10 protein-coding genes and 2 pseudogenes are annotated in these 19,546 nt (G+C 71.5%); 5 read left to right on the top strand and 7 right to left on the bottom strand.

Going from position 1 to position 19,546, the window contains the following annotated elements; genetic code table 11:
• Nucleotides 1–105: 105 nt before the first annotated feature.
• Entirely contained in the window at nt 106–753 is a 648-nt protein-coding gene (locus tag OG689_RS38080) for a TetR family transcriptional regulator (RefSeq protein WP_266326137.1), read from the bottom strand.
• A 467-nt stretch (nt 754–1,220) separates the two neighbouring features.
• Nucleotides 1,221–2,073 (bottom strand): annotated as a pseudogene (locus OG689_RS38075) (IS5 family transposase).
• A 92-nt stretch (nt 2,074–2,165) separates the two neighbouring features.
• Between OG689_RS38075 and OG689_RS38070 the strand changes: the two are divergent.
• Nucleotides 2,166–4,391 (top strand): RICIN domain-containing protein, encoded by a 2,226-nt coding sequence (locus tag OG689_RS38070; protein WP_266326135.1) that lies wholly within the window; start codon nt 2,166–2,168, stop codon nt 4,389–4,391.
• 112 nt (nt 4,392–4,503) lie between these two features.
• Here OG689_RS38070 and OG689_RS38065 read toward each other — a convergent pair whose 3' ends face one another.
• Together OG689_RS38065 and OG689_RS38060 are read right to left on the bottom strand one after the other, a co-directional pair.
• Nucleotides 4,504–6,849, bottom strand: a complete 2,346-nt coding sequence (locus OG689_RS38065; RefSeq protein ID WP_266326133.1) for an AbfB domain-containing protein — start codon at nt 6,847–6,849, stop codon at nt 4,504–4,506.
• 115 nt (nt 6,850–6,964) lie between these two features.
• Nucleotides 6,965–9,451, bottom strand: coding sequence for a beta-L-arabinofuranosidase domain-containing protein (locus OG689_RS38060; protein ID WP_266326131.1), 2,487 nt, complete (start codon nt 9,449–9,451; stop codon nt 6,965–6,967).
• A 575-nt stretch (nt 9,452–10,026) separates the two neighbouring features.
• On the opposite strand from OG689_RS38060, the gene OG689_RS38055 reads away from it, so the two are divergent.
• Nucleotides 10,027–11,121 carry an ABC transporter substrate-binding protein gene (locus OG689_RS38055; protein ID WP_266325378.1) on the top strand — a complete coding sequence of 365 codons (1,095 nt, stop codon included), beginning with the start codon at nt 10,027–10,029 and terminating at the stop codon, nt 11,119–11,121.
• Between the two features lie 29 nt (nt 11,122–11,150).
• A pseudogene (locus OG689_RS38050) lies at nt 11,151–11,741 on the top strand (galactose-1-epimerase); the annotation flags it as partial.
• A 12-nt stretch (nt 11,742–11,753) separates the two neighbouring features.
• Here the strand turns inward: OG689_RS38050 and OG689_RS38045 are convergent.
• From OG689_RS38045 to OG689_RS38035, 3 genes are all read right to left on the bottom strand, one after another.
• Nucleotides 11,754–14,015, bottom strand: a complete 2,262-nt coding sequence (locus tag OG689_RS38045; RefSeq protein ID WP_266326129.1) for an MMPL family transporter — start codon at nt 14,013–14,015, stop codon at nt 11,754–11,756.
• A 249-nt stretch (nt 14,016–14,264) separates the two neighbouring features.
• A complete protein-coding gene (locus tag OG689_RS38040) occupies nt 14,265–15,005 on the bottom strand; it encodes an alpha/beta fold hydrolase (protein ID WP_266326127.1) in 741 nt (246 codons plus the stop codon).
• Between the two features lie 297 nt (nt 15,006–15,302).
• Nucleotides 15,303–16,760 (bottom strand): DUF2252 domain-containing protein, encoded by a 1,458-nt coding sequence (locus OG689_RS38035; protein WP_266326125.1) that lies wholly within the window; start codon nt 16,758–16,760, stop codon nt 15,303–15,305.
• A 285-nt stretch (nt 16,761–17,045) separates the two neighbouring features.
• Between OG689_RS38035 and OG689_RS38030 the strand changes: the two genes are divergently transcribed.
• Together OG689_RS38030 and OG689_RS38025 are read left to right on the top strand one after the other, a co-directional pair.
• Nucleotides 17,046–17,708, top strand: coding sequence for a hypothetical protein (locus tag OG689_RS38030; RefSeq protein WP_266326123.1), 663 nt, complete (start codon nt 17,046–17,048; stop codon nt 17,706–17,708).
• A 384-nt stretch (nt 17,709–18,092) separates the two neighbouring features.
• Nucleotides 18,093–19,532 carry a hypothetical protein gene (locus OG689_RS38025; protein WP_266326121.1) on the top strand — a complete coding sequence of 480 codons (1,440 nt, stop codon included), beginning with the start codon at nt 18,093–18,095 and terminating at the stop codon, nt 19,530–19,532.
• Nucleotides 19,533–19,546: the final 14 nt, after the last annotated feature.

Here is a 19,546-nt window from a genome sequence, read left to right as displayed (position 1 = left end):
GCACGGCATGCCCCGCATTACGGCAAGGGCATGACAAGAACATGACTGGGGCCGCTCCGGCGCGGGCAGGGCCCGCCGCCGAGGGCGTAGGACGGCCGGGCCGGGCTACCCCGCCGGGCGACCCGCGGACGGGTCCGGCAGGCCCGCGGCAAGCATCCCGAGAGCCTCCCGCACCAGCGGGAGCAGCGGGACGGGCGGGTCGGCCCGGAGCCACCGGTCGGTGGCCGTCTGCTGGGCCGCCATCACGGCGGCGGCGACCAGGCCCGGGTAGAGGTCGGTGTCGATGTCGGTGTCGGTGCGCGCGGCGACGGCCGCCGCGAATTCGCCCGCGGTCGCGGCGCCGGCCTTCATCATCTCGGCCCGCAGGGCGGGTTCGGCGAGCAACAGGCGCACACCGGCCGTCCAGGCCGGGTCCGGACTGCGGTCCGCCTCCTCGAAGTTGGCCAGGACGACCTGCTCCAGGGCCTCCCAGAGCGGCTCGTCGGCCGGCCGGGCCCGCAGGGCCACGGCCGCTTGGAGCATCCGGTCCGCGCTCCGGGAGACGATCGCCTCGTACTTGCTGGAGAAGTAGTTGTTGAAGGTCCGCGGCGACACCCCCGCCTCGGCGGCGATGTCGTCGATCCGGACGTTCTCCAGCCCCCGCTCCTGGGACAGGCGCAGGGCCGCCCAGCTCAGGGCCTGCCGGGTGGCCAGCCTCTTGCGCTCCCGCAGGCCCCCCGGGGAGTCGCCGGCCCCCGGCATGTCGTTCGTCATGGCTCCACCCTAGGAAGAATCTGCGCGGCAGGCAATATTGCGTGGTGCGCAAAATTTTCTCCCGCGACCGCGAATCCACCGCCGCCGGATCGCCTGCCGAGCCGACCCGCCGAGGACCTCGCCCCATCCACGGAGCAGGCCGTTCATGCCGCCGGGGTCGCCAACTCGCCCGCCGTGGCGCGCGGTGCCCGCCGCCGGCCGAGGAGCCGACCCGCCCGAAGCCTTGACGCGGCCCTGTCTAGACCAGTTAAATCGCGACTTGAACTAAGAGCCGAACAAAGCCCGTTCGCGCCACCGCGCCGACGTACGGGCAGCATCCGCGACGGTCCCCGACCCCGTTCGCCGGCCGGCTCGGCATGCCCCGCGCGAGGCAGCACGAGCTCACGCGGCACCAGGCCACACCCCCGCGACACCCGTCCGGCAGCCGATGAGCGGACCACCGGCGCCGGGCCCCCTAGAGCACGTCTTCAAAGGTTGATCCAGAGCAGGGTTGAGGCGAGAGTGACGGCGGCCTGGTAGGACTCGCGGGTCTGGTCGTAGCGGGTTGCTATGCCGCGGTACTGCTTGAGCCGGTTGAAGCAGCGTTCGACTGTGTTCCGGTGGGTGTACTTCTCCCTGTCGAAACCGGGCGGCCGTCCGCCGTGTCGTCCCCTTCGGCGGCGGCCGGCTGCCTGGTCAGCGCGTTCCGGGATGGTGTGGGCGATGCCGCGCCGACGGAGGTAGGTACGGATGGCGCGGGAGCTGTAGCCCTTGTCGCCCAGGACGTGGTCGGGGCGGGTGCGCGGGCGGCCCGCCCCGAGGCGGGGCACGCGGATGTCGGCCATGACCTGTTCGAAGCGCGTGCAGTCGTTGACGTTCCCGCCGGTGACCACCAGGCCCAGTGGGCGTCCCCGCCCGTCGCAGGCGAGGTGGAGCTTCGTGGTCAGTCCGCCCCGGGATCGACCGAGGGCGTGATCATCCGCTTTGTCCCAGTCGGGAGCCCCCTTTGCGGCCGCCGGCCGCGTGCTGGTGGGCACGGGCGATCGTGGAGTCGACCGACACCAGCCAGTCGATGTCTCCGGCCGCGTCCTTCTCCGCCTGGATCGAGCGCAGCATCCGGGTGAAGGTCCCGTCCAAGGCCCACCTGCGGAAACGCGTGTACAGGCTCTGCCACGAGCCGTACCGCTCCGGCACGTCCCGCCACGCCGAGCCGGTCCGCAGCTTCCACACGATCCCGTTCAGCACCATCCGGTCGTCCGCCCGAGGCCGTCCCGTCCCCGCTCGCGGCAGGAGACGGGACAGCACCTCCCACTCCACGTCCGACAGCTCATGACGACGAATCACGACCAACATGATCGCTCATCAGCCCATCGCCTTTGAAGACGCGCTCTAGGCCGGCGCCGCCCCACCGGCGCCGGGGATGGAGGACCTTCATGACCACAGCCCAACTCCCGCGGCCCGCAGAGCCGAAACCGCCCGCAGCCGGGCGCCGGGGCCTGTCCCTGGCGGTGACCGGCGCCCTGCTGGCCACCCTCGGGCTCACCCTCGGCACCGCGCCGCACGCCCAGGCAGCCGACACTCTGCCCACCGGCTGGACCTCGGTCGTCAACAAGGCCAGCGGCAAGTGCGTGGACGCCCGCGCGGCGGCCGCCACCGACGGCACCGCCGTCCAGCAGTACGCCTGCAACGGCACCACCGCGCAGCAGTGGCAGCTCCAGGGCACCGACGCCGGCAACGTCCGGGTCAACAGCCGGATCGACGCGAGCCGGGCCTGGGACGTCACCGGCGTCTCGGCCGCCGACAACGCCCTCGTCCAGCTGTGGTCCTACTCCGGAGGCCTGAACCAGCAGTGGCAGCCGGTCGCCGAGGGCGGCGGTTACTACCACTTCGTCAACCGCAACAGCGGCAAGTGCCTGGACGTGCCGGCCGCCTCGACCGCCGACAGCGTCCAACTGGGCCAGTACAGCTGCAACGGCACCGGCGCACAGTCCTTCTCCTTCGGCACGCCCGTACCCCCGGACGGCACGCCGGACTTCGGGCCCAACGTGAAAATCTTCGACCCGTCGATGCCGGCCTCGACCATCCAGTCGACGCTGAACTCGGTCTTCTCCCAGCAGGAGAGCAACCAGTTCGGCAGCGCCAGGTACGCCCTGCTGTTCAAGCCCGGCAGCTACAACGTCGATGCCAACGTGGGCTTCTACACCCAGGTGGCGGGCCTCGGCCTCTCCCCCGACGATGTCACCATCAACGGCGCCGTGCACGCCGAGGCGGACTGGTTCCAGGGCAACGCCACCCAGAACTTCTGGCGGGACGCCGAGAACTTCTCGGTCAACCCCTCGGGGGGAACGGACCGTTGGGCGGTCTCGCAGGCGGCGCCGATGCGCCGGGTGCACATCCGCGGCGATCTGCAGCTGGACGACGGCGGCTGGTCCAGCGGCGGATTCCTGTCCGACTCGAAGATCGACGGCCAGGTCCGCTCCGGCTCCCAGCAGCAGTGGCTGTCCCGCGGCGACCAGTTCGGCAGCTGGTCCGGGTCCAACTGGAACATGGTCTTCGTCGGCGTCAACGGCGCCCCGGCCACCACCTTCCCCAACCCGCCGATCACCGCGGTCGGCCAGGCCCCGGCCGTCCGGGAGAAGCCCTTCCTGTACGTCGACCAGTCCGGCGGCTACCAGGTGTTCGTGCCCGCGCTGCGGACCAACACCTCCGGCACCAGCTGGGCAGGCGGCAGCACCGCCGGGTCCTCGCTGCCGATCTCGCAGTTCTTCATCGCCAAGCCCGGCGACTCGGCCGTCACCATCAACGCCGCCCTGGCCGCCGGGAAGAACCTGCTGTTCACCCCGGGTGTCTTCCACCTCTCGGACACCATCCGGGTGACCCGCCCGGACACCGTGGTGCTGGGCCTCGGCCTGGCGACCCTCGTCCCCGACAACGGCGTCACCGCGCTCTCGGTCGCGGACGTCGACGGCGTCAAGCTGGCCGGACTGCTGATCGACGCCGGCACCACCAGCTCCTCGGTGCTGATGCAGGTCGGCCCGGCGGGCTCCACCGCGAGCCACGCGGCGAACCCGACCTCGCTGAGCGACGTGTTCTTCCGGATCGGCGGCGCGGGCGTCGGCAAGGCCGCTCAGAGCCTGGTGGTGAACAGCAACAACGTGATCGGCGACCACATGTGGTTGTGGCGCGCCGACCACGGCAGCGGTGTCGGCTGGACCTCCAACACCGCCGCCAACGGCCTGGTGGTGAACGGCAACGACGTCACCATGTACGGCCTGTTCGTCGAGCACTACCAGCAGTACCAGACCATCTGGAACGGCAACGGCGGACGGACGTACTTCTACCAGAACGAACTGCCCTACGACCCGCCGAACCAGAGCGCCTGGATGAACGGCTCCACCCAGGGCTGGGCGGCGTACAAGGTCGCGTCCACGGTGACCAGCCACGAGGCGTGGGGGCTGGGCAGCTACGCCTACTTCAACGTCAACCCGGCGGTCGTCGAGGCGCACTCCTTCGAGGTGCCGAACACCGCGGGCGTCCGCTTCCACGACATGGTGACCGTCTCGCTCGGCGGTACCGGGACGATCAGCCACGTCATCAACAACAGCGGTGCCGCGGCCAACTCCGGGAGCAACGTGGCGAACCTGGTCAGCTACCCCTGACCGGACACCGGGTCGGCCGTGGTGCGGGGCTGGGTGCCGCCCCGCACCACGGCGTTCGCCCGGCCGGCGACCGGGCCTCGGCGGCCCGGCCGCCGGTACGGCCCGCTCCGGGTCACGGCGCCCAGGGGGCGTCGACCGACCACGTGGTGTCGGCCAGGAAGCTGCCCGGGTTGCCGTCCCACGGGTTGCTGCCGCCCTGGGTGGCGATCCACACCTCGGAGTTGATGTGCCGCAGGTAGCGGTCCGGGTAGGCGAGCGCCGTCAGCCGGACCCCGCCGCTCCCCGGGCGCGCGCAGAAGGTGGCGTCCGAGTTGTACAGCGCGCCGCTGCCGGCCTCCCGGTAGACCCTGCTGTCCCGGTGGCGCAGGTACTCGCCGGGGTAGTTCCGCGACTCGAAGGAGTAGCAGGAGCCGTCCGCCAGACCGGGGACGATCTTCCAGGTCGCGTCGCTCCTCAGCACCGCGCTGCTGTTCGCGTCGACCACCTCGGTGTTGGCCAGACCGGTGAAGTGCCGCAGGTAACGGTTGGTGAAGCCGGGCGTGGTGACCCGCAGCGACTTGTACTGCCCGGTCGGCAGGGTGACCGGCGCCGGGGGGTTGCGGGAGGCGTCGATCAGCGCCAGGTTCGCGGCCTTCACCCGAGCGGCGTCCACCTTGACCACCTGGCGGTCGTACGTGAGCAGGCCGTTGACCTCGTTCTCCACGTCGGTGATCTCGGTGTAGACCGACGCCGACAGCCCGGCGGGCATCTGGTTGTTGCGCAGGCTGTCGATCAGTCCGACGAAGCGGTCGGTGAGGGCCGCCTGGCTGGGCTGGTCCTCGTAGCTGAACCCGCCGCCCGGGTACCACTCGTGGCCCGGGATCCGGAACCCCAGCCCGCCGTACTCACCGAGCACGGCGGCCCGGGTCGCGGTGGGCAGGGTGCTGCCGGGGCCGACGTAGACGTGGTTGTCGACCACGTCGCCGTTGCCGCCGTCCACCGCGCCGCAGCAGTTGACACCGCTCATGTTGTCGACCAGCCGGGACGGGTCGTAGGCCTTGACGTCATTGGCGATCCGGGCCTGGTCGTACTGGCCCCAGCCCTCGTTCTCGTCGACCCACTGGATCAGCGCGGGCGAGCTGCGGTGCTGGTCGATGATGCGGTGGTACTCGGCCTCCCACTGGGTCCGGGCGGCGGCGTCGGGCGTCCGGGTGTCCATCGCCGGCATGTCCTGCCAGACCAGCAGGCCCAGCTTGTCCGCCCAGTAGAACCAGCGCTGCGGCTCCACCTTGATGTGCTTGCGCACCATGTTGAAGCCGAGGTCCTTGTGCGCCTGGAGGTCGGAGCGCAGGGCCGCGTCGGTCGGCGCGGTGTAGATGCCGTCCGGCCAGTAGCCCTGGTCCAGGGTGCCGGTCTGGAAGACGAACTTGCCGTTCAGCACCGGCCGCAGGACGTTGTTCACCTTCGCCACGGCGATGGTGCGCATGCCGGCGTAGCTGCCGACCGAGTCGACGGTGCTGCCGCCGGAGACCAGGTCGGCGCGGACGTCGTAGAGGAACGGGTCCTCCGGGGACCACACGTGCGGGTTGGGCACGGGTACCGCGATCTGGCCGCCGACCGCGCCGGTGGCGGTGCCGACCACCGTGCCGCCGGTGGAGACGGTGACCCGGACGCTCTGCCCGTTGGCACCGTCGGCGAGGACGGTCGCCCGCAGGGTGTTGTCCGTCAGGCTGGGCACCAGGTCGAGCCGGCTGATGTGGGCCGGGGCGACGGGCTCCAGCCAGACCGTCTGCCAGATGCCGGAGGCCGCGGTGTAGAAGATGCCGCCGCCGGAGTGCGGGGTGACGCTGTTGTTGTTGCGTTGCTTGCCGACGGCGCCGCCGCCGGTCTGGGTCGGGTCGTAGACCGAGACCACCACGGTGTTGGTGCCCGCGGTCAGGTACGGGGTGATGTCGTAGCCGAAGGCGTCGTAGCCGCCGCTGTGCGCGGCGCCGACCTGCTGTCCGTTCACCCAGACGGTGGTCTGCCAGTCGCTGGCGCCGAAGTTGAGCAGCACTCGCCGCCCGTTCCAGCCGGCCGGGACGGTGAAGGTCCGCTTGTACCAGAGCTTGTCGTTCTGCGAGACCTGCCGCTGGACGCCGGAGAGCGCGGACTCGGCGACGAAGGGCACCCGGATCTTCTCGTTGAACGAGGCCGGCTGGCCGGCCCCCACGGCGGTCACCGCGAAGTCCCAGATGCCGTTGAGGTTGGCCCAGTCGGGGCGGGTGAGCTGCGGCCTGGGGTACTCGGGCAGCGGATTGTCGACCGGCACCTGGTTGGTCCAGGGCGTCGTCATGGGCGCGGTCTTCGGCGTCCACGAGGCGGCCCGGGCGGGGGTCTGCCAGGCCAGCAGCACGGCGGCGGCCAGGGCGAGCACGGCGAGCAGGGCGATCGGCCGGCGGCTTGCCGGTGAGCGCCCGGGCAGGGCTGAGCTGTGCATCTGTTCTCCTCCGGTGTGGTGGGGGGGACGGGAGAGGAATGGGTGCGCGGGGTTCGGCGCCCGGTGGACGCGCGAAGGCGCGGCCTTCGGCGGGCGCTCGGGGGCGGGGCAGCGGTCAGATCAGCTGCCAGAGGTGGTCGGCGGTGCCGTTGTCGGCGAACTGGACGACCTGGGCGCTGTCCGCGGTCGACATCCGGTCGACGCCGAGCACCTTGCCCGAGTTCTGGTTCCGGATCCGGTACCAGCCGCCACCGTCGTCCAGCAGCTGCCACAGATGGTCGGCCGTCCCGTTGTCCGCGAACTGCACCACCCGGGCGCTGTCGGCCGTCGACATCACGTCCACCCCCAGCACCTTGCCCGAGTTCTGGTTCCGGATCCGGTACCAGCCGCCACCGTTGTCCACCAGTTGCCACAGATGGTCGGCCGTCCCGTTGTCCGCGAACTGCACCACCCGGGCGCTGTCGGCCGTCGACATCACGTCCACCCCCAGCACCTTGCCCGAGTTCTGGTTGCGGATCCGGACCCAGGGGGCGGGCGGGGTCCACGGCCGGCCGGTGGGCGAGGTGGTGGGGAAGGCGGTGATCCGCAGCCGGGCGGCGCCCATCGGGATCAGCGTCACGGTCTCGACCGCGGCCGTGCTACGGGCCGGACCGTCCTGCAGCGGCGCCACCACGTGCTGGCTGTCGGCCTGCCACTCGGCGATCCGCCGGGCCGGCACGGTGATCCGCAGCGGGCTCCCGGCCTGGGTGAAGGGGTTGGCGGCGAGCGGCCCGCCGGTGGCGGTCAGGACGGGCGCGCCGGCGTCCAGGGCCAGCCCGTAGTTCCACGGGCTGGTGGCGTGCACGGCGTACGAGGGGAACACGGCGCTGCCGCCGTACTGGGTGAACTGCTCACCGATCCGCAGCGAGTAGGTGAGCGGCCCGTGGTCCACCGAGACCGCACCGTGGTTGGCGCCCCAGTTCCGGACGGTGGTGCGCTGCGGCAGCCGCAGGGTGACGGTGTCGCCGTCCTTCCAGGTACGGGAGACCACGGTGTACGCCGGTCCGGCCGGGGCCGCCACCGGCGCGCCGTTCACCGTGAGGACGGGGGCCTGGCACCAGCCGGGCACCCGCAGGTACAGCGGGAAGGCCACCGCGCGCGGGGTCGACAGGCGCAGCGTGACCGTCTCCGAGAAGGGGTAGTCGGTGGTCTCGGTGAGCGTCACGGTGGTGCCGTCGGCGACCTTGGCGGTGACGGTGCTCGCGGCGTACATCGCCGCCGCCAGGCCGTGGTCGGGGGTGGCCAGCCAGAGTTCCTCCAGGAAGTACGGCCAGCCCATACCGTAGTTGTGCGGGCAGCAGCGGTACTGGTCGACGCCGGCCTGGTAGGCCTGCATGGCGAAGCCGTTCTGGAACTGGCCCTGGGTCTTCGCGGCGTCGTCGAGGTCCACGCTGTTGGCGCTGGTGATGTAGTGCACCGCCCGGCCGGAGGGATCCAGCGACGCGGGCAGCGAGTTGAAGGCGAGGTCCTCGCAGCGGTCGGCCCAGACCGGGTCCCCGGTGAGGCGGTTCATCAGCTGGTGGCTGGCCATGAACTCGACGATCCCGCAGGTCTCGAAGCCCTGCCGCGGGTCGCCGAAGCCGGGCCGGACGTTCTCGTCACCGGCGAACCCCCCGCCCGGGAACTGTCCGTGACCCGCCATCACCGCATCGTAGTTGTGGTACGCCGCGGCGGTGTGCGCGGCCGATCCGGAGCGCAGCGCGTACTGGGCCGGCTCGCGGTAGCCCTGGGCGATGTTGACGTTGTGCGGGCTGGGCAGGTTGTCGACCCAGTCGGCGCCGCCGCTGTGCATCCGGTCGGCCAGGCCCAGCAGGAAGCTGTCCCCGGTCCGGTTGAACAGCCAGAAGACGCTGTCCAGGGCGTCGCCCCAACGCTGGGACACCCAGCTGCTGTTGAAGGCGCCGGGGCCCTGGGCATCCAGGTAGCGGAAGAAGCCGCTGAGCAGCGGGATGATCCGGGTGTCGCCGGAGTACTCCTGCCAGCTGCGCAGCGCCCAGGTGAGCGGCAGGAAGGGCCAGGCGTCGAGGCCGCCGTTCAGCGAGGTGCGCAGCGCCGCCGGGCCGAAGAAGCCGTCGGGCTGCCGGGTGGCGACCACGGCGTCGATCCAGCGGCGGGCGGCGGCCAGGGCGGTGGCGTCGCCGGTGGCGACGGCGAGGTCCACGTAGCCGCGCAGCCAGTACGGCACCTCCTCCCAGCCGGCCCGTTCGGGGTGTACCCAGCCACTGCTGTTCATGTCGAGGAAGTGCGACATCTCCTCGTACCGTCCACACAACCCGGCCAGCTGCAAGCGTAGTTGGCCGTCCAGCCAGCCGCGGGCGGTGATGCTTCCGGGCGGCAGGCGAAGGAAGGAGGTGGGCTGGAGCGGCGCGGCGTTGGGGGTGTAGAGACCGCCGCGGGCGGGGGCGACGGCGGACACTGCCGCCGCTGCCTCGGGGGCGGCGGACAAGCCGGGGGCGGCGGACGGCGCAGGGGCGGCGGACGCCGGGTCCGCGCCGCGTAGGGCGAGGACCGAAGCACCGGCGGCGACGGTGCCGTTGACGAACTGTCGACGGTTCAGGGGCATGGCGGTACTCCTCGGGTGGCGAGCCGGAGTCCGTACGGGTGGGACGGGGCGGGGTCGGCCCAGGGCGGCATGCGGACGGGGCAGGGTCCGTCCGAGGCGGGTGCCGATGGGCGCGGGGCGTGCGGTGCCGGAGCTGCGGCCTGCGGAGCTGCTGGATCCGGGGGCGCGGCGGGTGCGGGGCGGAGCCTGCTGCGGTGAACGATGTGCGCGGCGTGCGGCGGAAGGGATCATTCTTCCAACGTTGGAAACCGCTTTGCCAACGGAATCAGAGCATGCGTCAGTTGCCATGTCCAGAGCCTTGACCGACTTGGCCCCGAACGTTTCCGACCACCGGGCGATGGGCCCAGAATCCCGGAGAACGCTCTCTTGTCGACCCTCGGCGGGGTGTGTATAACGTTGTAAACACCTGGCGCCGCCGCGCCGCGAAGCGCCGACGGACCTCGGCTTCGTCACCAACCGCCTTTCCGTGCAGCCTGATCGGGCCACCCACCCGTCGACGGCCGCACCTTTCGACCACTCAAGCCCCATGAACCGCCCGGCGGCCCCCACCGCCGCCCTCAAGGAGTGTCGTGAGCATGTCCGTTCGCAGATCCCGTACCCTCACCGCCGCCTGCCTGCTCACCGCGGCGGTCACCCTCGCCGCCTCCGGCTGCGCCAAGCAGGAGGGATCCCCCACCTCCGCCTCCGGCAACTCCACCGCCGGCGCCCAGGTCGTCGCCTCCCCGAGCGCCGCCGCGGGCGACGCGGCCGGCGGCTGCGACCTCAAGACCTACGGCGCGGCCAAACTCGACCTCAAGGACGCCGTGGTCGGCTTCTCCCAGTCGGAGAAGGAGGCCAACCCGTTCCGGATCGCCGAGACCCAGTCGATCAAGGACGAGGCCGCCAAGCTGGGCGTGAAGAAGCTCCTCACCACCAACGCCCAGTCCCAGCTCCCCAAGCAGATCAGCGACATCCAGGACATGCTCAACCAGGGCGCCCAACTCCTCATCGTCGCGCCGCTCAACTCCGACGGCCTGGAGCCCGCCCTGCAGGCCGCCGCCGCCAAGCACGTCCCCGTCATCACCATCGACCGCAAACTCAACGCCACCCCCTGCAAGGACTACCTCACCTTCATCGGCTCCAACTTCGTCGACCAGGGCAAGCGCGCCGCCGACGCCCTCGTCAAGGCCACCGGCGGCACCGGCAAGGTCGCCATCCTGCTGGGCACCTCCGGCAACGGCGTCACCACCGACCGCACCAAGGGCTTCGTCGACCAGATCGCCGCCACCGCCCCCGGCCTCGAGATCGTCGCCCAACAGACCGGCGAATTCGCCCGCGACAAGGGCCAGCAGGTCACCGAACAACTCCTCCAGTCCCACCCGGACATCACGGCCGTCTACGCCGAGAACGACGAAATGGGCCTCGGCGCCGTCACCGCCGTCAAGGGCGCCGGCAAGAAGCCCGGCACCGACATCAAGATCGTCTCCGTCGACGGCACCCGCAACGCCGTCCAGGCCCTCGCCACCGGCGAATACAACGGCGTCGTCGAATCCAACCCCCGCTTCGGCCCCCTCGCCTTCGCCACCGCCCAGAAGTTCTTCGACGGCACCGCCATCCCCGCCAACGTCATCATCACCGACCGCGCCTACGACCCCGACAACGCCAAGACCTCCCTCGACGGCGCCTACTGACAGGCGCCCTGGTCGGCCGCTTCGCCAACGCGGTCTGCGACCGGCCGACCGTGCTGAACCTGACCAACCACGCCTACTTCAACCTGGGCGGCCCCGGCTCCGGCGACGTGCTCGGCCACCTGGTCGAGGTGGACGCCGACCGGTTCCTGCCGGTGACCCCCAACGCGATCCCGTTCGGCCCGCTCCAGGCGGTGGCCGGCACGCCGTTCGACCTGACCCGGGCCCGGCCGATCGGCGACGCCCTGGCCGCCGGGGACGAGCAGGTGCGGCAGGCTGGCGGCCTGGACCACTGCTGGGTGCTGCGTCCGCCGGGCCGGCCGGGGGCGTCACGCCGGGCGGCCCGGCTGGCCGACCCGGTCGGCGGGCGGGCGCTGGAGGTGTGGACGACCGAGCCGGGACTGCAGGTCTACACCGCCAACGGACTGGACGGCACGCTGGCGGACGCCGACGGCCACCACCACCCGCGACACGGCGGTGTCTGCCTGGAGACCCAGCACCTGCCCGACTCGCCCAACCGCCCGGAGTACCCGAGCACCGTCCTGCGCCCGGGCGAACGCTTCACCAGCCGCACGGAGTTCCGCTTCCCCCACCTGTCGCAGACCCCGCCGGCGGCCGGCTGAGCGACGGCCGGTTCAGGCCGGGCCCGGGGCGGCCGGCTCCTCCTCGCCCTCGGTGTCCAGGTGCGGCAGGATCCGGTCCAGCCAGTGCGGGATCCACCAGGCGTGCTTGCCGAGCAGGGTCAGCACGGCGGGGACGAGCAGCAGCCGCACGATGGTGGCGTCGATCAGCACGCTCACCGCGAGGCCCAGGCCCAGCATCTTCACCACGATGTTGTTGCTGAGCAGGAAGGCGGCGAAGACGCTGACCATGATCAGGGCCGCGCAGGAGATCACCCGGGCGGTGATCTCCAGGGCGTGCGCGACGGCGCCCTTGCTGTCCCCGGTGCGCAGCCAGGCCTCGCGCACCCGGGCGAGCAGGAACACCTCGTAGTCCATGCTGAGGCCGAAGACGATGGCGAACATCATCATCGGCACGTAACTCTCGATCGGCACCTTGCCGTTGACCCCCAGCGCGGGGCCGCCCCAGCCCCACTGGAAGACCGCCACCACCACGCCGTACGAGGCGGCGATCGAGAGCAGGTTGAGCACGGCGGCCTTGACGGCGATCAGCACCCCGCGGAACACGATCAGGATGATGATGAACGCCAGCCCGACCACGGTGGCGATGATCAGCGGCAGTCGCTCCGACACGATGTCCAGGAAGTCCACCTGGGCGGCGGTCGTACCGGTGACGTACCCGGCGGCGGCGGTGCCGGCCACGGCCTGCGGCAGGGTGTCGTCCTTGAGGGTGTTCACCAGGTTCGTGGTGGACCGGTCCTGCGGGGCGTTCACCGGGATGACCGTGGAGACCAGCGCGTTGCCGTCGCTGGTGGGCTGGAGCGGGGTGACGGTCGCGGTGCCGGGCACCCCGGCCAGGGCGTTCTGCACGCTGGTGGCCAGGGCCGCGCGGTTCGCCGAGGGCACCGCGTTCTGGTCGATCACCACGGTCAGCGGGCCGTTGGTGCCCGGGCCGAAGGCGTCGCTGATCAGGTCGAAGGCGCGCCGGTCCGTGAAGCTCGTCGGATCGGCGCCGTCGTCGATGTGCCCGAGCTGGATGGAGAACAGCGGGATCGCCAGCACACCGATCACCACCACCCCGACCGCCAAGAACCACCAGGGCCTGCGCTCCACCTTCTGGGCGTAGCGGTGCCACGGGCCGGTGGCCTGCTCGTCGGGCCCGGTCTCGGTCTCCGCGATCGGCTTGCGCAGGTGGAAGCGGTCGATGTTGCGCCCGGCCAGGCCCAGGAACGCCGGGGTGAGGGTCAGCGCCCCGAGCACCGCGGTGATCACGGTGACCGCCGCGGCGATGCCCAGGTTGCCGATGAAGCTCACCCGGGAGACGTAGAGGCCGGCCAGCGCGACGATGACGGTGCAGCCGGAGACCAGAACGGCCCGTCCGCTGGTGGACACCGCGTGGCCGGCGGCGGTCGCCGGATCCTCGCCGTCGATCAGCCGTTGCCGGTGGCGGGTGATCAGGAAGAGCGAGTAGTCGATGCCCACGCCCAGGCCGATCATGGTGGCCAGGGTGGGCGAGACGGTGGCGAAGGTGAGCGCGTTCGCCAGCAGGCTCAGACAGCTGAGGCCGACGATCACCCCGATCAGTGCCGTGACCAGGGGCATCCCGGCGGCGATGACGCTGCCGAAGCCGACGATCAGCACGATGACCGCGACCGCGAAGCCGATCGCCTCGCTCAGCAGGTCGGTCGTCTCCGGCCGGGCCAGCTCCCCCAGCGAACCGCCGTACTCGACCTCGACGCCGGCCGATCGCAGCGGTGCGACCGCGGCGTCCACGCCGTCCAGGTACTCCTGCCCGAGGGAGGACGGGCTGACCGAGAACCGGACCGTGATGTAGGCGGTCGTGCCGTCGGCCGACAGCGGCGCGTTCGGGGGCGGCTGGGCGCCCGGGGCCGGCGGGGTGGCGGGGATCGGGTTCACCGCGGACAGCACGTCGGGCAGCTGCTCCAGGGCGGTGACCGTCTGGCCGATCTGGGCCTGGAACGCCGTCAACGGCGTGTCGTCGTGCAGGACGATCGGCGAGCTGAACCCGCCGGCCGAGGGCTCGTACATCTTGAGGACGTTCAGGCCGGTGTCGGATTGCGTACCGGGCAGCGTGAAGTCGTCGGAGTAGGTGCCGCCGACGGTGTTCTGCAGGGCGTGCAGGCCGCCCAGGCCGACCAGCCACAGGACCATCACGATCACGAAGTGCCGCGCGCACCACTCACCGAGTGCCCGCAACCCCTTGGGCGGGGCGGCGGCCCCGGGGGTGCTCGCGGCCCGGCTCTCTGGTGCTGACATGCGGACTCCCGGGCTCGCTCGTGGCAACGGCCGGAGCAACGGCCGGCACCGGGGCGGGCGGCGGGCGGCTCCCGGCCCGAGCGTAGGTGTCGGCCGAGCCGCCGACACCCGGGACGTGGGCCATTCGCCGGGCCAGGCACGCTAATGGCTGACCGTCCGCCGCCGATCGGCCGTACGGCCGGTCAGGCGGCGGACGGCCCTGCCGGGCGGCGGCCCGGCCGCGGAGGGCTCCGGCGGCCCGGCCACCGTTCAGCCTCCTCGGGCCGCCGTCGGGCGCGGCCCGGTGGTCCGGCCGGCGGGGCGGTCCGGGGCGGTGAGGAAGTCCGTCACCACCACCGCGAACTCCTCCGGCCGGGCCGCATGCACCAGGTGCCCGACCGGGATGGTGACGATCCGGCAGTCCGGGACGAGCCGGGCCAGCTCGGCGATGCCGTCCTGCGGCACGTGGCTGCGCGAGCCGCCGGCCACCACCAGCGTGGGCGCGGTGATCAGCCCCAGCGCCGCGAGCCAGGCCGGGTCCGGTTCGTCCAGCTGGCCCTTGATCGCCGGCACCACCGCCCAGTCGTACGGGAGCGGCCCGTCCGGCCTGGTCAGCTCGGACGGCTTTCTGGGGAACGGCGCCGGGACGTCCTCCAGCACCAGCCGCCGCACCCGCTCCGGCGCGGCCGCAGCGACCAAGTACGCCACCACTGCGCCCATCGAGTGCCCGACCAGATCCACCGGCTCGGGCCCGAGCGTCGCCAGCAGGGCCAGCACGTCGTCCCGCATCAGCTCGAAGGAGTACGTGCCCGGGCGGTCGCTGCGCCCGTGGCCGCGCAGGTCCGGCGCGTACACCCGCCGGTGCCGCGCGAAGGTGTCGCGGACGCCGTCCCAGTCCGCCGCGCCTTCGCCGAGCGCGTGCAGCAGCACCAGCGGACGGGATCCGGGATCCCCCGACACCCGGTGGGCCAGTCGGATTCCACCGAGCAGGATCTCGCAGTCATCGGTCATGCCCGAAACGTACCCGCGAGGGGCGGGCGCGGGAACACCACGCGCCCGCGCGTGGCGCGGCGCCCTGCCGTTCCGGTGACAAGTCCCGGCGGGCGGTCCGGCGGGCCGCCGCCGTGTGGCTGCCCGCGAGATCACAGGGGTGCGGGCAGGCTGCCGGCCCGGCCCCGGACCCGGCCCGGCGGACGAGCCGGTACCGGCCGGGGCACGTCAGGACCGGCTCGGTCCGCCGGCCGCGCCGCCGACTGGCGGTGGGCGCAGAGGTCCCGAAGCAGCCTGCGCCGCAGTAGGGATCGCCCGTCAGATCCCGGAGGTGGCTTCGGCCCGGCCGTCGACCACGGCGAGCTGCAGGGCGGCGAAGTCCTCTTCGTTCTGGTCGGCGTAGGCCTCAGCGAAGTCCGCGACGGCCTGGTCGAAGCGGTCGGAGCCCCCGAGGTAGGCGGCGAGTGCGACCCGGTCACCGGTGCGGGCGTGCGCCCGGGCCAGCGTCCAGCCGCACAGCCGTCCGTACACCGCCATGCCCGACGGGAGCATCATCTCGATCGGCGCGGAGAACTTCCAGTCCCGCAACTGGCGTACGTAGAAGTCGCGGTTCACCTTGTCCGGGCCGGTGACGCGGGTCCAGCCGAGGAAGATGTCGCTCTGGGCCTGCATGAGGTGCTGCCCGGCGACGACGCGCTCGCCCTCGTTGCCGTACCTGCTGCTCCCGGCGTACTCCGCCAGGACGGAGGGCTGGGCCTCCTTGGCTTGCAGGAACAGCGGCTCCACGCCGTCCCCGCCGTCCATCAGCACGATCCAGGCGCGGGTGCCGACGCTCCCGACCCCGACGACCTTGCGGGCCATCTGGACCAGCGTGAAGTGATCGAGCAGGTGCTGCCGGTCGGTCTGCAGGGTGCGCCGGTACTTTCCCAGCACCGTGCGGATCAGCTTGTAGATCTCGTCGGACTGCACATCACCGAAGAGCTCTTCGACGGGGACGATCGTCGGGGGGGCACTGATGATCCGGCGCCGGCCGTCGACCAGGGTGGTGAGCTTGCCGAGCGCCTGCGTACTGTCACGGGTGTGGGCCTTGGCCAGCAGCTCCTCGGTCGCCCTGAACCTCTTGGCCTTGATCTGGGACCTGAACTGCTCGATGGCTTCCTCGATGTCCAGGTGCGCGTACCAGACCTCCAGGAAGGGCTGCTTCGCGAATTGGCGCATCGCCTTCCGATAGCCCTTGGCCGCTTCCAGGACGATCCTGCGCCGGGCCTTGTGGGAGAAGTCGTTGTCACGCCCCGCCACCACCAAGCTCGCGGCCAGCCGCTTGACGTCCCACTCGAAGGGCCCGGGCAGGGTTTCGTCGAAGTCGTTGACGTCGAAGACCAGTCGTCGCTCCGGCGAGGCGAACGCGCCGAAATTCGCCAGATGCGCGTCGCCGCAGAGCTGGACCCGCAGACCTGAGGTGGGTGTGGCGGCCAGATCCGCCGCCATCGGCAGTGCGGCCCCCCGGTAGTAGGTGAAGGGCGACACGAGCATGCGCCCGTGCCGTACCGGCACCAGTTCGGGTACCCGCGACGCCGCCTGGCCGAGGAGCAGCCCCACCGGATCCCGCGACCGGTCCGGCCGGAACTCGCCGTGCGCCTCCAGCGGCGCCGTCCTGCGGGCCGCCTTCCCCGATGCCACCCGGTCCGCCCTGCTCAGGAGTTCCGGCGCGGCGCCACGGGTGGATGCCCCGGCATCGGAATTCCCGTCCGTCACGCTCTTCTTGGTCACCGTCATGGCCACTCCCGTCGGGCCGCAGCCGCGCGTGCTGTCGACTGACAAATCATCACAGACGTTGATGGATACACCCATTCCAGGCAGTGCTACCACGCCAGGACGTCATTCCCCCGAAAGGGCGAGCTGTGTCGTCACGGCGGCGCAGCGATACGGCGACCGCTCCCGTGCCGCTCACGAAGTCCCCGGAGGTCCGTCCCGAAAGCGCGCGTCACTGCTTCGGCATCAGAACCGGCGAGGCCACAATGGGGTATGGCATCAGGCCCGAACGAGGTCGCTCCGCCCCCCATGACACCGGACCGGGCCGCGGTCAGGGGTGAGCACTGGTGGCCGGTGGCCTTGGCGATCCTGGTCGCCGCCTCGCTCCACGTGCTGTTGCCCGAGAAGTACCGGGTGGCCCCCTCGTGGGTGGTCCCGTGCGTCCTGCTCGTGCTGCTGACCGCGCTGTTCATCGGCGACCCGGGCCGCATCGATCGCCAGAAGCCGTGGCTGAGGGTCCTGACCGGTACCATGATCGCCTTCATGACGGTGGCGAACCTGTTCGCCGCCGCCCGCTTGGTCGACGACATCCTGACCAACAACAAGCTGTTCGCCGACAACGCGATCGGTCTGCTGGCCACCGGCGGAGTGGTCTGGGCCACGATCGTGATCACCTTCGGGCTGTGGTTCTGGGACCTCGACCGCGGTGGAGCCGCCGCCCGCGCGCACCAGCCCTTCGCGAATCCGGCCCTCGTGTTCCCCGAGATGCAGAACACGAACTACGCGCCGGCCGCCTGGGTGCCGATCTTCGCCGACTATCTGGTGCTGGCCTTCTGGACCGCCACCGCCTTCAGCCCCACGGACATCTCCGCGGTCAAGCGGTGGGCCAAGCTGCTGATGATGACGGAAGCGGTGGCGTCCCTCGGAATCGGCGGGCTGGTGATCGCGCGCGCGATCAACATCCTGCAGTAGCGGAGCACCCGCCCTTCGGGACGCCGCGGTGGCCGAAGCCCTGCCGGCTCGCCCTTCGGTCGGGGATCCGCAGGACCGCTGCGGTTCCGGTGGCGCTCGCCGGGCCTGCACGTGCTCGGCTCGGCGCCTCGGCGGGCATGAACCTCGCCCGGGCAGGTGCGGCGTCGGCGGCCGTGGGGCGGGCCCGGGAACAACGCCCCGCGCACGCAGAACCCGGCGTCTCGGGCGTGCGGAACGACCCACCGTGGTTGTCGAGGCACCCGCTCGGCGGTCACTCGCGTGCCCACCCCCGTTGGCGGTCCCGAGGCGCCGCGCATTCCCTGAAGAAGGGCTGGCCCATCGTCGGACCAACTCACGACGGACAGCTGACGACGGGAGTTTGCCATGCCTTCCGACACATCCGAGCCGGATCCGAGGGACGAACCGCCCCGGGGCGGCTCGTCCAGGCACGAACAGCCGGGTGCCGGCGGGTCGCCGAAGCCGGCCGAGCTCTCGACGGACGAGCGCGGCGAGCTGGACGAGCTGCGGCACCGGCTCACCGCCCTCGAAGCGTCCACCCCGCCGCCCAGGCCGCGGCACCACCGCCTTCGAACGTCCGGCTCGGTCGTACTGATCGTCATCTCCTCCCTGCTGGCGTTGATCGCCGTCATCGCGGTGTGGACGAACTCGATCGTCGGAGACACCGACCGGTACGTCGCCACGGTGGCACCGCTCGCGAGCAATCCCGACGTCCAGGCCGCGCTCACCAACCGGGTCACGTCGGAGGTCCTGGCCCAGATCGACGTGAAGGCCGTGGTGAACGAGCTCTCGCAAGCAGCCGTCCAGCAGGGTGCGCCGCCCGAGCTCGGCAAGCTGATCGGCGGCCTGACAGGACCGATCACCAGCGGCCTCACCCAGTTGGTCAGCAGCACCGTGAACAAGGTGGTGACCAGCAACCAGTTCGAGACCCTGTGGGTCGACGCGAACCGGGCCGTGCACTCCTCGCTCGACAAGGCGCTGACGGGGAAGGGCGGCGGTGCGGTCTCGTTGGAGAACAACCAGGTAGCCATCGACATCGGGCCGTTCGTCGCCAAGGTCAAGGACCAGCTCGTGGCCTCGGGCTTCGGACCCGCCGCGAAGATCCCGGAGGTGCACACCAACTTCGTCGTGTTCGCCTCGAAGGATGTCGGCAAGGTCAAGAGCTACTTCCGGCTCCTGCAGATCATGGGCGCGTGGCTCCCCGTCATCGCCGTGCTGGTGGCCGCCGCAGGCGTCTTCACCGCCGTCAACCGGCGCCGTGCCCTGGTCGGCGCAGCGCTCGGGGTGGCGATCGCCATGCTCCTGCTGGGAGTCGTGCTGACGGTCTTCCGGTCGTTCTACCTCGACCACCTGCCGCCCGGAGCATCGCAGGCGGCCGCCGGCGCGATCTACGACGCACTGATCCGCTTCCTGCGTGCGAGCATCCGCGCCGTCGGCGTGACCGCGCTCGTGACGGCGGCCGGCGCCTTCCTGATCGGCCCGTCCAAGGTCGCCGTCGCGATCCGTACCGCGTGCAGCTCGACGATCGGCGCGCTGCGCGAGGTGTCGGCCGCACACGGCCTGCACCTCGGTCCGGTCGGGCGGTTCGTGCACCGCTTCAAGCGCTGGATCGGAGCCGCGATCCTCGCCGTGGCGGCCGTCGTCCTCGCGACATGGAGCTACCCGACGGCGGCCGTGGTGCTGTGGATCGTCGTCGTGGTGCTGGTCGGATTCGCCGTTCGGGAGTTCCTGGACGCCAAGCCGGGTGACTCCACTCCACCCCGGTCGGATCCGACCGTCGGGAGCGCCCCGCGCGCGGGCACCTGAGGCTCAGGGGCCGG

The organism is Kitasatospora sp. NBC_00240 (assembly GCF_026342405.1).
Taxonomy (GTDB): Bacteria; Actinomycetota; Actinomycetes; order Streptomycetales; family Streptomycetaceae; genus Kitasatospora.
The sequence above is the reverse complement of the archived record's forward strand: the minus strand, read 5'-3'. Positions and strand labels throughout refer to the sequence as shown.

Bases quoted from the DNA above. Each gene is read 5' to 3' on its own strand.
- OG689_RS38080 (WP_266326137.1), bottom strand. From the start codon at position 753: ATGACGAACGACATGCCGGGGGCCGGCGACTCCCCGGGGGGCCTGCGG.
- OG689_RS38070 (WP_266326135.1), top strand. From the start codon at position 2,166: ATGACCACAGCCCAACTCCCGCGGCCCGCAGAGCCGAAACCGCCCGCA.
- OG689_RS38065 (WP_266326133.1), bottom strand. From the start codon at position 6,849: ATGCACAGCTCAGCCCTGCCCGGGCGCTCACCGGCAAGCCGCCGGCCG.
- OG689_RS38060 (WP_266326131.1), bottom strand. From the start codon at position 9,451: ATGCCCCTGAACCGTCGACAGTTCGTCAACGGCACCGTCGCCGCCGGT.
- OG689_RS38055 (WP_266325378.1), top strand. From the start codon at position 10,027: ATGTCCGTTCGCAGATCCCGTACCCTCACCGCCGCCTGCCTGCTCACC.
- OG689_RS38045 (WP_266326129.1), bottom strand. From the start codon at position 14,015: ATGTCAGCACCAGAGAGCCGGGCCGCGAGCACCCCCGGGGCCGCCGCC.
- OG689_RS38040 (WP_266326127.1), bottom strand. From the start codon at position 15,005: ATGACCGATGACTGCGAGATCCTGCTCGGTGGAATCCGACTGGCCCAC.
- OG689_RS38035 (WP_266326125.1), bottom strand. From the start codon at position 16,760: ATGACGGTGACCAAGAAGAGCGTGACGGACGGGAATTCCGATGCCGGG.
- OG689_RS38030 (WP_266326123.1), top strand. From the start codon at position 17,046: ATGACACCGGACCGGGCCGCGGTCAGGGGTGAGCACTGGTGGCCGGTG.
- OG689_RS38025 (WP_266326121.1), top strand. From the start codon at position 18,093: ATGCCTTCCGACACATCCGAGCCGGATCCGAGGGACGAACCGCCCCGG.